This is a genomic window from Flavobacterium sp. UBA5153 (genome assembly GCA_002413745.1).
Taxonomy (GTDB): Bacteria; Bacteroidota; Bacteroidia; order Flavobacteriales; family Flavobacteriaceae; genus Flavobacterium.
The window spans coordinates 264,350-279,063 of record DHXP01000073.1 but is presented as its reverse complement, the minus strand read 5'-3'; the positions used below and the strand labels follow the sequence as shown (position 1 = coordinate 279,063).

The 14,714-nt window shown below is 32.5% G+C and carries 12 protein-coding genes; 5 read left to right on the top strand and 7 right to left on the bottom strand.

From position 1 onward, the window contains the following. Window positions 1-136: 136 nt before the first annotated feature. From B2145_RS15645 to B2145_RS15630, 4 genes are all read left to right on the top strand, one after another. Complete coding sequence (locus B2145_RS15645; RefSeq protein ID WP_291104308.1) at window positions 137-1,255, top strand: VIT1/CCC1 transporter family protein; 1,119 nt, start codon at window positions 137-139, stop codon at window positions 1,253-1,255. Window positions 1,256-1,378: 123 nt separating this feature from the next. Next, entirely contained in the window at window positions 1,379-1,888 is a 510-nt protein-coding gene (locus B2145_RS15640; RefSeq protein WP_291104306.1) for a hypothetical protein, read from the top strand. Window positions 1,889-2,018: 130 nt separating this feature from the next. Next, window positions 2,019-2,588, top strand: coding sequence for a hypothetical protein (locus B2145_RS15635; RefSeq protein WP_291104305.1), 570 nt, complete (start codon window positions 2,019-2,021; stop codon window positions 2,586-2,588). Then, window positions 2,588-3,322 (top strand): cytochrome c3 family protein, encoded by a 735-nt coding sequence (locus B2145_RS15630; protein ID WP_291104303.1) that lies wholly within the window; start codon window positions 2,588-2,590, stop codon window positions 3,320-3,322. The genes B2145_RS15635 and B2145_RS15630 overlap by 1 nt, the downstream gene beginning before the upstream one ends. 347 nt (window positions 3,323-3,669) lie before the next feature. On the opposite strand, the gene B2145_RS15625 is transcribed toward B2145_RS15630, so the two are convergent. From B2145_RS15625 to tsaD, 7 genes are all read right to left on the bottom strand, one after another. Continuing rightward, window positions 3,670-4,236 carry a hypothetical protein gene (locus B2145_RS15625; protein WP_291104301.1) on the bottom strand — a complete coding sequence of 189 codons (567 nt, stop codon included), beginning with the start codon at window positions 4,234-4,236 and terminating at the stop codon, window positions 3,670-3,672. 2 nt (window positions 4,237-4,238) lie between these two features. Next, a complete protein-coding gene (locus B2145_RS15620) occupies window positions 4,239-5,420 on the bottom strand; it encodes a class I SAM-dependent methyltransferase (protein ID WP_291104299.1) in 1,182 nt (393 codons plus the stop codon). Window positions 5,421-5,422: 2 nt separating this feature from the next. Next, window positions 5,423-6,514, bottom strand: coding sequence for an AI-2E family transporter (locus tag B2145_RS15615; protein ID WP_291104297.1), 1,092 nt, complete (start codon window positions 6,512-6,514; stop codon window positions 5,423-5,425). Between the two features lie 76 nt (window positions 6,515-6,590). Then, the gene (locus B2145_RS15610) at window positions 6,591-7,547 is read right to left on the bottom strand and encodes a zinc metalloprotease (RefSeq protein WP_291104295.1); all 957 of its coding nucleotides are present in this window, start codon (window positions 7,545-7,547) and stop codon (window positions 6,591-6,593) included. Between the two features lie 124 nt (window positions 7,548-7,671). Further along, window positions 7,672-8,310 carry a DUF4159 domain-containing protein gene (locus B2145_RS15605; RefSeq protein ID WP_291104292.1) on the bottom strand — a complete coding sequence of 213 codons (639 nt, stop codon included), beginning with the start codon at window positions 8,308-8,310 and terminating at the stop codon, window positions 7,672-7,674. Window positions 8,311-8,368: 58 nt separating this feature from the next. Continuing rightward, complete coding sequence (locus tag B2145_RS15600) at window positions 8,369-9,076, bottom strand: 16S rRNA (uracil(1498)-N(3))-methyltransferase (RefSeq protein WP_291104290.1); 708 nt, start codon at window positions 9,074-9,076, stop codon at window positions 8,369-8,371. Window positions 9,077-9,079: 3 nt separating this feature from the next. Further along, window positions 9,080-10,102, bottom strand: a complete 1,023-nt coding sequence (tsaD, locus tag B2145_RS15595) for a tRNA (adenosine(37)-N6)-threonylcarbamoyltransferase complex transferase subunit TsaD (RefSeq protein WP_291104288.1) — start codon at window positions 10,100-10,102, stop codon at window positions 9,080-9,082. A 175-nt stretch (window positions 10,103-10,277) separates the two neighbouring features. Here tsaD and B2145_RS15590 point away from each other — a divergent pair, with 175 nt between their 5' ends. Continuing rightward, window positions 10,278-14,642, top strand: coding sequence for a translocation/assembly module TamB domain-containing protein (locus B2145_RS15590; protein ID WP_291104285.1), 4,365 nt, complete (start codon window positions 10,278-10,280; stop codon window positions 14,640-14,642). The last annotated feature ends 72 nt before the right edge of the window (window positions 14,643-14,714 follow it).

Below are 14,714 nucleotides of genomic sequence, written 5' to 3'. Positions count from 1 at the left end.
AATCCAAAACTTAATCAACATTTAAACTCAAGTTAAGCCATTCTTAACCATAAACTCGAGGTTTTTATTATCTTTGAAATAGAAATAAAAGCCTCCAGTAACGGAATCTTTACCAACTGAAAACAAAAACTACACTATGGATTTAAACAAACTAAAAGGGCAATTACAAACTGAGGTCGATACCGCTTTTTTGTACGATAGCATTGCAGCCATTCAATCGGATGAAAATCTAACCAGGGTTTTGCAAAGTTTAGCCCAAATCGAAAAAGGCCATGCGCAACACATGCTTGATAAAGTTAGGGATTTCGAACCCAATCATGTAATGCCTTTGCCGTCTTCGAGAGCAAAATTCCAATTGAAATTGGGTAAACTATTTGGCTACACTTCCATTATTAGCAGTTTGTCGAATATAGAAAAGCAATTTGCAGTAAATGCCATAAAAAACAAAATCGAAAAAGGGGAGAAGCCTACTGGTTTCGAACACAATCACCTTAATATTATCGAGGCGGTCAACAGCAATAAAGCCCTGAATGTGTCGGGTGGATTATTGTCAAAATTCGAAAGTCGCCATAAATCCGTTGGTGGTAATGCCTTGCGTGCCGCGGTTTTAGGTTCAAGTGACGGATTGCTTTCCAATATGAGTTTGGTAATGGGAGTTGCCGGTGCGGCAGTATCCAACAACACTATTTTGTTGACCGGAATCGCGGGACTTTTGGCTGGTGCAATATCAATGGCATTGGGCGAATGGCTTTCGGTACAAAGTTCGAGAGAATTGAATCAGCGCCAAATTGAATTGGAAACCGAAGAATTGGAAGCTTCGCCAGAAGAAGAAAAAAAAGAATTGGTTTTGCTCTATCAAGCCAAAGGAATGAATGCAGTTGAGGCACAAAAATTAGCGGATAAAGCCTTTGAAAATCACGAAACTGCCATAGACGCCATCATCACCGAAGAGTTGGGAATTGACAAGGAAGAATTGGGAGGTTCGGCTTGGGAAGCTGCCATTGCCTCTTTTATACTTTTTGCCATGGGAGCGATTATCCCGTTATATCCTTTTATGATTTTGGACGGAAAAAATGCCGTTATATTGAGTATTGCGAGCAGCATCGTTGGACTTTTTGGTATTGGAGCCGCCATCACGTTATTGACTGGAAAAAGCATCATGTTTTCGGGACTTAGGCAAGTCGCTTTTGGTTTGGTCGCAGCAGCCATAACTTATGGAATCGGCCATTTGATTGGAGTTTCATTGGCAGGGTAAAAATCCCTAAACCACACACAATCAATAGCGAACTGGTGAATCAAAGAGGGAATGAAGCCGAGATTTATCAACTTTTAAACTTTTTAAACAAAATTTTTTTCTTAACTTTAAACAAAAATAATTATGAACGACGCACATTTACACTTGGTTGTAAACCATTTTCCAATTATCGGGACGATTCTTGGCTTGGGAATTTTAATTGCTGGAATGATTTTAAAAAACAATTCGGTTAAAAATACCGCTTATGTTTTATTTATTGTTGCGGCTGTTTTTGCTGCATTCAGTATGGGAACAGGTGATGGGGCAGAAGATGCAGTAAAAAATCTGCCTGGCGTGACAAAACAATTCATTCACGAACACGAGGAAATGGCGGAAAAATTGGCAATCATTTTGTATGTATTGGGAGTAATTTCCATTGGAGCCCTATTTTTAAGTTTTAAAAATCACTCAAAAGCAAAATTGGTTTCTTATGCTGCTCTTGTTGTAGGTGTTCTTGCCGTATTTTTGGCTAAAGAAGTTGGAACTACAGGAGGAGAAGTGCGTCACACGGAAATTAGGAGTGATGCTACACAAGCCGTTGGAACAGAACACAATGCTGCTGGTGTAGAACATGGAGATGAAGATAAAGATTAATTATATTTTACCCAAAATTTAATGGATTAAACCCAAAATAGATATTGTGAATTTTTGATAAATTTAAAATGTATGTTTTGGGTTTTTACTTAAAAAATAGTCCTATAATGTAACGAACATATTCAACAAGATGAAAAATGGTATAATTTTAAAAGACGTTATTCCCTTTATTCTTTGGTTTTCCATTATGATTTTTAGTGCTATTATATTGGATTTTGTACTTCATTTTTTTGATATAGTTTTTATTGGAAGATATTTGGGGTTTTTAGGCACTTTTACCATTTTAATTTCTTTTTTTTATTCATTAAAGAAAAGAAAATTAATAGGTTTTGGAACTCCAAAAGGATTGTTGGATTTTCACGAATACCTCGCTTTGTCCGGCTCCATAATGATTTTGGTCCACGCCGGAATTCATGTTCATTCTATTTTGCCATGGCTGGCCATTTTGATTTTGATAATAAATGTTGCCAGTGGATTGGTTGGTAAATATATATTACATCAAGCCAATCAGACTATGATAAACAGAAAATTAAAATTGAAAAATTCTGGTTTATCTGACGAAGAAATCACAAAAAAGATTTTTTGGGATACAATTACCATGGATAGTATGAAAAAATGGAGAAAAATCCATTTGCCGATCACCTATTTTTTAGGGTTATTTTCACTTATACATATCATATCTATTTTATTTTTTAACTAATGAATAGAAAATATATATTTTTAGTTATAACGGTGGTAATCATAGGAATAGTCCTGGTGTTTCCTCATGCAATGGTATCACCTGGAAATCTTTATCAAGCTCATTCAGAATTGAATAGTGATTGTTTTGCTTGTCACAAAGCGTTTTCAGGAACTCCAAATGAAAATTGTATTTCTTGTCATAAAGTATCTGATATTGGAAAAAAAACCAATAAAAAAGAGGATAGTACTTCAATCAATAATAAAATTCAATTTCATAAAAACCTCAAAAATCAAGATTGTATATCCTGTCATTCGGATCATAAAGGATTAAATCCGAAACTGTCGTTAAAGAAATTTGACCACATATTTTTGTCTGAAAGCAATAGAAATCAATGTGTCAGTTGTCATTCTCAACCAAAAAACAAACTTCACAGCCAAGTTTCTAACTCCTGTGTCAGTTGTCATTCTACTGCAAGTTGGACTTCTACAATATCATTTAATCATGATTTAATAAAAGAAACTACCAAAAATAACTGTATTGCTTGCCATCAAAATCCAAAAGACAATTTCCATGGCAGTTCAACCAATAATTGTGCTTCCTGTCACGGGTTAAACAAATGGAAACCTTCTACATTTAATCATAACATTGCATTTGTTTTAGACGAAAATCATAATACCGATTGCAAAACATGTCATACAACCAATACAGAATTAATGAAAAGGGTGTTAAAAAATATATCAACAAAGAATTAAAAAATGAAAATAATGAGGAAGAAGATGATGATTAAAGAATAAATATTTTTTAAAAGAGAAGATTCGTTCAATAAAATGAAGAGGCTGTCTCGTTTTTATTTTGAGACAGCCTCTTTAATTCCATTTGTTCAATTAATATATTGGTGTGAACCTCACTGGTATACTAACTTCCTTGGCCTGTGTTGAAAATCTCGCGTGCCCCTATGTTTGTCTATGGTTTCCTGTAAAAGTTCGGCACACCAATCAGCACTCATCGTATTGCTCACACTCCAATTCAAAACAAATCTTGGATAGGGGGAATCCCTTTTGACTTTTTTGGCATCCGAAGCCAGCCATAATTATCTTAACTACTCTATACAGTATAAATTATTGATAAAGTAGGTTTCGGGTTGATAAAACTGATTGTCTAGTTCAGATTGAAATTCCTTTTTGATAACATAATCTTCCATATCCGTCAAATATTTTATTCTCATCATATTAACGGGAGAGCTTTTTAAATCTTCAAAAGAACCTTTCATAAACATAAAAGTTCCTGTTAGAATTCTATTGTCATAGCCTTTATCGTCTCGAACCATTGTGCCACAATTTTCTTGATCAATATGAAGTAGCGTTATAATTTTTCCATTATCTAATTGTAAAAATAATTTGGAATTTTTATCGAAACAATTTGCTTTCAAAAATTCTTTACTTTTTTGAATAAGTTGCAGATTCAATGTTGGCAAACCATCAGTTAATGCCAATGTATAAAAAATATAGCTGGTATTACCCGCGAAATTTTTTTCATAAATCATATATTCCTTTGTTGATTTATATGTTCCTAAAGAGTCGGTGACGTTTACGCTATAATCACACGATTTTTGTGCAAACAAATTACTGCATATCAAGAATAAAGTTATTAGTACTGCCTGTTTCATTTTTATTTAATTTTAGTGCAAATTAAAACTATTTTATTGTCATTTTCATCGGTTGTAAAAAAACAATATTTATTTCCCCCATCTTTGATTTTCCATTTTTTTCGAATGCTTTCAACGGTATCGGGGAAATTCCTGATGGAAATATTCGCCTGACTGTTTTCTAAATGAGTTTTCATTTCAATTTTGTGGTATGGAATTGTATTTTCAATTTCAAAAACCCTTCCCGGAAAAGGAATAATAGTTGAATTAGTATATAAATGAGAGTGTTTGTGCAGTTTATTCAGGTTGTAAAATATTCCCACCTCATTAAATCCTCCTGATTTCATTATGGAACTATTGGGTTCATACAAATAGTTGCGGGGTAAACCATACGTTGGTATTTTAGAAGAATCATCCAAAATAAATTCAAAAGTTTCTTCCCTATCCTTCAAAATATTGATGGTTTTTATGTTTATTTTTCCAATAAAATCTTTGTTTAATTCCCATAACAATTCCTTTACTTCATTATCAACGGCCACAATATGAATTTTTTCTACGTTTTTCAGTTCAGATAAACCCGCAGAAATATCGAGTAGAGGGGCTGTTTTAATTAGAATGGCATTTGAATATTTAAAAAACAAATCAAGATATTCGGGAACATTTGGCAAACAATCCTTAAGCATAAAAACTTTTCCTTTGGAATCGTTCCTTCTGGAAGGATCAATATAAATCCAATCCCATTTTGTATTTAATGCTGCCAAAGTTGCCAGACTATCACCCGTATGGCAACTGATGTTTTTTATGTTTAATTGTTCGAAATTGTGTTTTACAATATCTGATAGTTCAGGGTTTATCTCGCAATGGACAACCATTTTTATTTTTTTTGCAAAATAATAATCATCGATGCCAAAACCTCCAGTCAAATCGATTAATTGTTCCCCAGAAACGATTCCAGCTTTATAAGAAGCTGTTTTTTCGGAAGAAGTTTGTTCAATGGAAATTTTGCTTGGATAAATAATGTTTTTGGTGGCAAACCAATTGGGTAATTTAAGTTTTGCTTTTGTTTTGGCTTCAATTTGATTTAGGATTGAAATCCATTCTACATTTGGAAATGGATTTTTTTTCAGTGCTAATTTTGTAATAGTTGTATCAATATTATCGTTGATAAAGCTTTGTATTTCAGGATTTAATAGGTTTAAATCCAAAATTATATATTTTTAGTTAGTAGTTGGATTACTGTATTTTCCGGAAAAAACTCTTTCCCTATTACTTTCAAAATGGTATACAAAGGAACTGCGATAATCATCCCTAAAATGCCGGAAAGAAATCCTGCTATTAAGATGACAAGAAAAATCTCTAATGGATGCGAACTAACACTTTTAGAAAAAATTAGAGGTTGTGACAAGTTGTTATCGATGATTTGTACAATCCAAAATCCTATTAAAACATAGATTGTGGTAGGTAAAATTTCGGTTTGAAAATCACTCCCTAAATTGCTCAGCATTGTTAAAATTGCAGCTAAAATCGACGCTATTAAAGGGCCAATATAGGGAACAATATTTAAAACTGCACACAAAAAAGCTATGATAAATGGATTTGGAATTCCAAAAATAAATAATACAATAAGATATAAAAGGAACACAATAAATAATTGAAGTAATAGACCAATAAAATAGCGGGAAAGTAGATGGTTGATTTTATGTATGGAATTTAAAATCTTGTCTTCCTGACTGTCTGGAATCAATTTTTTGGCTCCATTAATAAATAGTAATCCGTCTTTTAGAAAGAAAAAAGTAATAAACAATACTGAAGCTAAACCAATTCCAAAGTTACTTATGGTCTCCAAGATTGTATTTAAAAAGTTGGGTATAAAATTGAAATTTATTTTAGAAGTTATATTGCCTTCTTTAATCATTTGTTCGGAGTCAATATGATAACTTTCTAAAAAAGCAGCAGTTTGATTTACTAATTGGGTTACGTTTTTTTCAATTTCAGCCGTTTTTAAAAGGGATAAATTTTGTCCTTGAGAGGAAATTAAAGGGATAAACATCATCACAAAAACGGTAATAAATAATATAAAAATAAGAAGTGTGGCTATTGTTGCCAGGGTATGCTTGAATTTTAATCTTTTTTTCAAGAAATCAAGAATTGGATTTCCTATTAATGTAAGAATCAAAGCTACAACAATATAAATCAGAACCGATTGAATCAGAAATAAGAAATATAATGATATAGCAACTAAAACTAAAAAACCTATTGCTTTTAAAATTCCGTTTGCAATTATTTTTGAAGTTATCATCTATCTTTTTTAGAGGCTAAAGATAAAAAAAACTCGCTAACAAGTAGCGAGTTTATATTCTAAAAATTTAAAAGAATTATTGACCAATCGCGGCTCTTGGACCACCTGAAAGAAATATTGCAGCCATTCTGGATTTTTGACCATTAGTAAACATATACATTCCTCTATCGTCTGTATAATCCATATAATTCATCGTCATTTCATTATGAGCAGGTAAGCAAGTACTAACATAAGGATAGGTTGGAGCACCAAAATTTGCAGTTTTGGCAACAGGAGTATCATCAACTAAATCATTTCCGCAAGAAGCATCACCCCATATGTGGCGAAGATTCATCCAGTGACCCACTTCGTGAGAACCAGTTCTTCCTAAATTATAAGGATAACTTGCAGCACTTGATAATCCAAAATAAAACGAATCAATTACAACTCCATCTGTTGCTGTTGAACCTCCTGGAAATTGTGCGTAACCCAATATTCCACCACCTATTGTACAAGCCCAAAGATTAAGAGTTGTAGTTGGTGAAGTAGGATTAATTCCGCCTTGTTTTGATTTTTTCATCGCATCTCTGGTTCCCCAAGATGTTTTTGTAGTTGATTTTCTAATAATATTTACTAGTTCAAAAGTTATATCAACATTTGCGGCCACGCCGGCAAATTCTACAGGAATAGTACTAAAATCAGAGTTTGTGGCAGTATAATCTTTATTTAGCACATTAATTTGAGATTGTATTTGGATATTAGAAATGTTTTCAGCTGTAGTTTTGTACAACACATTTACTACAACTGGAATTACAATTTTACCATTTACTAATTTAAAATTAGATTTAGAAATTGTACTTTGTGTAAAAGCCTCAATTTGGTTCATTCTAATGGCTAATGTTGGATCAGCTATCAACTGGGCTTCAAGAACTTCTTGTGATGCACAGCCACGGTGGGCAATAGCACTTGTCGAAGCAGTGGTCGAATCAATTGCCTCATTTTGACAAGAAAAAAACATCAAGACAGCGGTCGCGGTTAAAAGGATTTTTTTCATGATAAAAGATTGGTTAAAAAGATTAATTTTTGGTTGAATAGTTAACAAATATACCAATAATAAATTATATGTTGTTAAAAATCAAATCATTATATCTTTACCCAAATAGACTTGGAATATTTAATCAATTATTAAAGATGTAGTTCATTATGTTAGCACCCATTTTCAACGCTTTTTCGCGAACTTCAAAAGGGTCATTATGTACTTCCGGATCTTCCCAACCATCGCCTAAATCACATTCGTAGGTATAAAGTAGCACCAATCTGTTGTCTATAAAAATCCCAAAGGCTTGTGGACGTTTCCCGTCATGTTCATGGATTTTTGGCAATCCAGTTGAAAAAAGATACGGCTTTTGAAAGATGGGATGATTTGCGGGAATTTCCACTAAGTCATTATTTGGAAATATTTTTTTTATTTCTTTTCTAATATATTGATCCATACCATAATTGTCGTCAATGTGGAGAAAACCTCCGGAAGACATATAATTCCTAAGATTACTTACATCGGCATCGCTAAAAACTACGTTTCCGTGACCCGTTATGTGTACGAAAGGATAGGAAAATAAATCGGGACTGCTGGGTTCTACTAATCCTGGTTTGGATTTTATCTTGGTATTGATATTGGTATTGCAATATTTTATCAAATTGGGCAACGAAGTAGGATTAGCATACCAGTCGCCACCTCCGCTGTATTTTACCAAGGCAATTTCTTGTGAAAATGAAGCAAAAGAAATTATTAATAATAGGTAATATATTCTTTTCATAATTTTTAAAAACAATCAAACCTCAAAGGTTTTGAAAACCTTTGAGGTTTGAAATTCATTAATCTTCATTTACAAAAACTACACTATGACACGCCACAATTGCAGCGGTTTCTGTTCGTAATCTGGTATTTCCCAACGATACAGGAATGAAGTTGTTTTCAAGTGCCAATGCAATTTCTTTTTCAGAAAAATCACCCTCCGGACCTATAAGTACAGTAACGTTTTCATTTGGTTTCAGAACCGATTTCAATGATTTTTTATCGGTTTCTTCACAATGTGCAATCAAATTTAAACCTTTGTTTTCAAGCTTTATAAATTCCTTGAAAGTCATCGCTTCATTCAATTTTGGAAGAAATAATACATTAGATTGCTTCATGGCAGTCAATAGAATTTTATCGAATCTTTCGGTATTCACTACTTTTCGTTCCGAACGGTCACAAATAATGGGTGTGATTTCGTGAATGCCAATTTCCGTTGCTTTTTCTAAAAACCATTCGTAACGGTCATTCATTTTAGTAGGAGCAACTGCCAAATGTAAATGAAATTTTGAAGGTGTTGTCTTTTCGAAAGAAATAATTTGTACGGTGCATTTACTATCTGAAGCTAAAGTAATTTCGGTTTTGAATAATAAGCCTAAACCATTGGTTACGAATAAAATATCAGTATCTTTTTTACGTAATACTTTAATTATATGCTTGCTTTCTTCTTTATCAAAAGAGAAATTTTTGGTAGTTTCGGTGATGTTTGGGTTATAAAATAATTGCATAGTTTAGAATTGTATTCGTGCTTTTGAAACTACAGATGAAGTTTCGAAAATTTCTATTAAAAACTTTTGATAACCTACAATTCCAATCATTGCAGCATTATCGGTGGTATATTCAAATTTAGGAATAAAGGTTTTCCAACCGTATTTATTCTCAGTTTCTTTTAAAGTGTTTCTAATGCCGGAATTTGCCGAGACACCTCCACCAATGGCAATTTGCTTAATACCAGTTTCTTTTACGGCCAACTTTAATTTATCCATCAAAATCTCGATAATTGTATATTGAATAGAAGCACAAATGTCATTCAGATTTTCATCGACAAAATTCGGATTTTCTAGCTTTTTCTTTTGAATAAAATACAAAATAGCTGTTTTCAACCCTGAAAAACTAAAATCCAATCCGGGAACTTTTGGTTTTGTAAAAGTAAAGGTTTTCGGATTTCCTAATTGGGCATATTTATCTATCAAAGGTCCACCAGGATAGGGAAGACCTAGTATTTTTGCGCTTTTGTCAAAGGCTTCGCCTACAGCATCATCGGTAGTTTTCCCTATGATTTTCATGTCGAAAAAGTCATTTACTCTCACAATTTGTGTATGTCCGCCACTTATAGTTAGCGCCAAAAAGGGAAAAGTAGGTTTTTCAAATCCTTCTTCATCTATAAAATGAGCCAAAATATGTGCTTGCATGTGATTGACTGCAATCAATGGAATTTGTAAAGCCAAAGCCATTGATTTTGCAAATGAACTTCCTACCAGAAGCGAACCCATCAATCCAGGTCCTTGTGTAAATGCTATTGCCGACAATTGTTCTTTTCGTATCTTTGCTTCGCGAAGCGCGGCATCAATAACCGGAACTATGTTTTGCTGATGCGCACGAGAGGCAAGTTCTGGAACCACACCGCCATATTGGTTATGAATAAGCTGATTAGCCACAACATTAGACAATACTTTGTCGTTTAGTAAAACGGCTGCTGCTGTGTCATCGCAAGAACTTTCGATGGCAAGAATAAAAACCTCGGAATTTTGCATAAAAAGGCATAAATTTTGAATTATATTTGACAAATTTAAAACAATATTAGGTATCAAAAAATTTAAAAAAATAGTATTTCGTTCACTTGTCGGACTTATCCTACTTTTGCTGGTACTTGGTATTGCTCTTACTCTACCCATTGTTCAGACCAGAATAGGAGAATATATAACAGAAATGCTCAATAAAGATTACAAAACTGATATCAAAGTAGATCAGGTTGCTATTTCTGTTTTTGGAGGTGTAAAACTCAAAAACGTGATGATTAAAGATCATCATAAAGACACTTTAATTTTTTCTAAAATAATAAAAACCAATGTTTTAAGTTTTAAAAAACTCTACAATGGCGATTTGCTTTTTGGTGACATTCGATTAGACGGTTTGGTTTTTAATATGAAAACCTATAAAGGCGAAAAAGACTCGAATCTCGATAAATTTATTGCGCTTTTTGATTCTGGTAAGCCATCGGCTAAAAAGTTTTTGATGAAAGCCAAAAATATTTATGTCGGCAGTGGTCGTTTTATTCTTATTGACGGAAACAATAAAATCCCCAAAATTTTAGATTTTACTAAACTCAATGCCGAATTAAAAAACTTTCAAATATACGGTCCGGATGTGACAATTAACATCAAGAAGATGGCTTTTAAGGATCATCGCGGCTTGTATGTTGAGAATATGAGTTCCGATTTCACTTATACCAAGAAATATATTAAATTAGAAAACCTTGATGTATTGACTAAAGAATCTTTTCTGAAAGGTAAAGTAGTTTTGAATTATGAGAGAAAAGACTTTTCGGATTTTGTCAACAAGGTTTTATTTGATATCAAAATAAAATCGGCTTCATTGGGAACAAATGATATCTATCATTTTTATAAAGAATTAGGGAAAAATCAGCATTTTAAATTAACGTCTACTATCAGAGGAACTTTGAATAATTTTTACGCTACGAAACTAAAATTGGTGGATAGTAAAAATTCTCAAATTATTGGAAATGTAAATTTCAGAAATCTTTTTGGAAAAAAAGGACAGAATTTTTATATGAAAGGGGATTTCCAAAAAGTATCTTCCAATTATAGTAATCTAACCTCTTTATTACCGAATATTTTAGGAAAAAAATTACCAAGTTCTTTAAGTAAATTAGGCCAATTTAATCTTAAAGGAAAAACGGAAATCACGACAACTTCTATTGATGCCGATTTTTATATGGCTACTGCATTAGGAAACATTCAGTCGGTTTTAGCAATGTCCAATATCAATAATATTGATAATGCGTCTTACACTGGGAATGTAATTTTAGAAGATTTTGATATTGGTACATTTTTGGGAAGAAAAGATTTAGGAAAAGTAAGTTTGGATGTAGATGTTGATGGTAAAGGTTTCACCGAGAAATATTTAAATACAGCTATAAAAGGAGATGTTAGCCAGATAGATTATAGAAATTACACCTATAATAATGTGGTGGTAAACGGAAATTTTAAAATGCCAATTTATAAAGGTCAAATTTCGGTAAACGACCCTAATTTGAAAATGACGTTTGATGGTTTGTTGGATTTAACCAAAAAAGATAGCAGATATGATTTTCATATTAACGTCGAAAAGGCCGATTTACACAAATTAAAATTTGTAAAAGACACCATTTCTATCTTCAAAGGAGATGTTGTGGTTCAAGCTTCAGGGAATACTATAGAAAATCTCCAAGGAGATGTATTCATCAATAAAGCGGTTTATCAAAATGTAAAAGGACCCTATAGTTTTGATGATTTTGCCATAAATTCTAGTTTCGACCAAAATCGAGTGCGAACTATAACTATAAATTCCCCTGATATCGTTGAGGGTGAAATGGTAGGTAAATATGAATTCAGTCAATTAAAAAATTTAGTAACTAATTCTCTGGGAAGTCTTTATACCAATTACAAACCTATTAAAGTAAAAAAAGGCCAATTTTTAAAGTTTAATTTTGCCATTTACAGTAAAATTATCGAAATATTTTATCCGGAAATTTCAATTGGTTCCAATACCGTTATCAAGGGAAACATCAATTCGGACAATCAGGAATTTAAACTCAATTTTAATTCTCCAAAAATCATTGCATCCGATAACACCTTTGATAATATTAGAATTTCAATTGATAATAAAAATCCACTTTACAATGCCTACATAGAACTGGATAGCATAAAAACAAAATATTACAAGATTCGTGATTTTAGTTTGATAAACGTTACCATGAAAGACACCTTGTTCTTTCGATCCGAGTTTAAAGGCGGTTCAAAAGGGGAAGATTATTTTAATTTGAACTTGTATCACACCATAGACAAGGATAATAATAACGTTGTTGGGATAAGTAAATCCGAAATAAAACTTAAAGATTATTTATGGTTTTTGAACGAACATGAAACTCCTGACAACAAAATCGTTTTTGATAAATCTTTTAAAAACTTTAATTTTGATAATATAATAATGTCCCACGAAAATCAAGAAATAACTTTTAAGGGAGATATAAAAGGCAGCACATACAAGGATTTAAAAATAAGTTTAAAAGATGTCGATTTAAATCAAATTACCCCGGCAGACCCCAAATTTACTTTTAATGGAAACGTAAATGCAGAAGTAAATTATAAACAGGATAATGCTATATTCCAGCCCACATCTTCGATAATAATAGATCATTTAAATATAAACAAGACTGATTTGGGTACCTTGAATTTTGATATAGTTGGAGATGAATCCTTTAAAAAATTTACTGTAAACTCCACTATCGAAAATGAAAATTTAGAATCTTTCAATGCCAATGGGAATTTCGAAATCGTGAACAATAAAACAATTCTGGACTTAAATTTAAAATTCGACAAATTTAATTTAGCAATTTTAAACTCGCTAGGAGGAGACGTATTATCAAATATAAGAGGTTACGCATCAGGAAATGCAAGTATAGAAGGAAATCTTAAAAAACCAGGAATCAATGGACGTCTTTATGTGGACAATGCAGGATTGACTATTCCATACTTGAATGTTGATTACGAACTAAGTGATAAAACAATTGTTGATTTGACCGACGAAAAGTTTATATTTAGAAACAGTACACTTACTGACACAAAATTTGGCACAAAAGGAATTTTAAACGGAAGTATTGGGCATAATGTTTTTTCAGATTGGAAATTGGATTTAGCAATCAATTCAAAAAGATTACTGGTACTAAACACTGTAGACCATGAAGATGCAGCTTATTACGGCACAGTATTTATCAATGGCAATGCAACCATAAAAGGGCCCACAAATGGATTGTTCATTAAAGTTGATGCTAAATCAGAAAAAGGGTCAGCGTTAAAAATTCCTATTAATGATGCCGAAAATGTAAGTGAAAATGATTTTATTCATTTTTTGAGTGCTAAAGAAAAGTACAATATAAAGAAGGGAATTGTCGATAATGCAAGAAATTATAAAGGGCTTGAACTGGAGTTTGATCTTGATATTACCCCAAATGCCGAAGTAGAAGTTATTTTAGACCGAATTTCTGGACATGGAATAAAAGGAAAAGGGAATGGAACATTATTGTTTAAAATAAATACATTAGGAAAATTCAATATGTGGGGCGATTTCCAGGCCTATGAAGGAACCTATAATTTTAAATATGGTGGAATCATAGACAAGAAATTTGCCGTAAAGAAAGGCGGTTATATTTCTTGGGAAGGGGATCCCATGAAAGCACGTCTGAATTTAGAGGCGGTTTATAAAACAACAGCAAATCCCGCGGTATTATTAGAAAATTCCTCATTTAACAAGAAAGTGCCTGTCAATGTAATCATTGGCGTTAGAGGGGATTTAGCAAGTCCTGAGACGGATTTTAATTTCGAATTTCCCACGGTTAGTAATGTTTTAAAATCGGAGATTCAATACAAATTGAATGATAAGGACGTGAGACAAACACAAGCGTTGTACTTATTATCATCAGGGGGATTTTTAAGTCCAGAAGGAGTAAACCAATCTGATTTTTCGAGAAGTTTGTTTGAAACGGCAACTAGTTTATTTAGTGGAATTATTCAAACTGACAACGATAAATTCAAAATGGACTTCAATGTAATTTCTGCCGATAGAAGAATAGGCAAAGAAACCGACGGAAGATTTGTAGCCACAATTTCATCTAAAATCAATGAAAGAATCACTATCAATGGAAAAGTAGGGGTTCCATTTGGAGGAATTAACGAAACAGCGATAATAGGAGATGTTGAAATTCAATACAGGGTCAATGAAGATGGGACACTTAACTTGCGCTTGTTTAATAGAGAAAACGATATCAATTATATTGGGCAAGGAATTGGTTATACCCAGGGATTAGGGGTTTCTTATGAAGTAGATTTTGATACTTTTAAAGAATTGGTAAATAAAATATTTAAAAATCAAAAATTAGAAAGAGCAAAAAAATCAGATGCTGTGGACCAAGATTCAAATTTATCACCTGATTTCATTAATATTTCTAAACCCAATAAAACAAATACCATAAAACAAAAACCAAATCTGGAAGGAACAATTCCAGAAGAAGATTAAATCCATAACTATATTATCAATAATATGGAAATTTAATTCTTGAAAACGAATTCCGTTGGTTAGATAAATCAT

Excerpts from the sequence above, each read along its gene's own strand:
- B2145_RS15615 (WP_291104297.1), bottom strand. The coding sequence starts at position 6,514 with ATGATAACTTCAAAAATAATTGCAAACGGAATTTTAAAAGCAATAGGT.
- B2145_RS15645 (WP_291104308.1), top strand. The coding sequence starts at position 137 with ATGGATTTAAACAAACTAAAAGGGCAATTACAAACTGAGGTCGATACC.
- B2145_RS15625 (WP_291104301.1), bottom strand. The coding sequence starts at position 4,236 with ATGAAACAGGCAGTACTAATAACTTTATTCTTGATATGCAGTAATTTG.
- B2145_RS15640 (WP_291104306.1), top strand. The coding sequence starts at position 1,379 with ATGAACGACGCACATTTACACTTGGTTGTAAACCATTTTCCAATTATC.
- B2145_RS15605 (WP_291104292.1), bottom strand. The coding sequence starts at position 8,310 with ATGAAAAGAATATATTACCTATTATTAATAATTTCTTTTGCTTCATTT.
- tsaD (WP_291104288.1), bottom strand. The coding sequence starts at position 10,102 with ATGCAAAATTCCGAGGTTTTTATTCTTGCCATCGAAAGTTCTTGCGAT.
- B2145_RS15600 (WP_291104290.1), bottom strand. The coding sequence starts at position 9,076 with ATGCAATTATTTTATAACCCAAACATCACCGAAACTACCAAAAATTTC.
- B2145_RS15630 (WP_291104303.1), top strand. The coding sequence starts at position 2,588 with ATGAATAGAAAATATATATTTTTAGTTATAACGGTGGTAATCATAGGA.
- B2145_RS15635 (WP_291104305.1), top strand. The coding sequence starts at position 2,019 with ATGAAAAATGGTATAATTTTAAAAGACGTTATTCCCTTTATTCTTTGG.
- B2145_RS15590 (WP_291104285.1), top strand. The coding sequence starts at position 10,278 with ATGCTCAATAAAGATTACAAAACTGATATCAAAGTAGATCAGGTTGCT.
- B2145_RS15610 (WP_291104295.1), bottom strand. The coding sequence starts at position 7,547 with ATGAAAAAAATCCTTTTAACCGCGACCGCTGTCTTGATGTTTTTTTCT.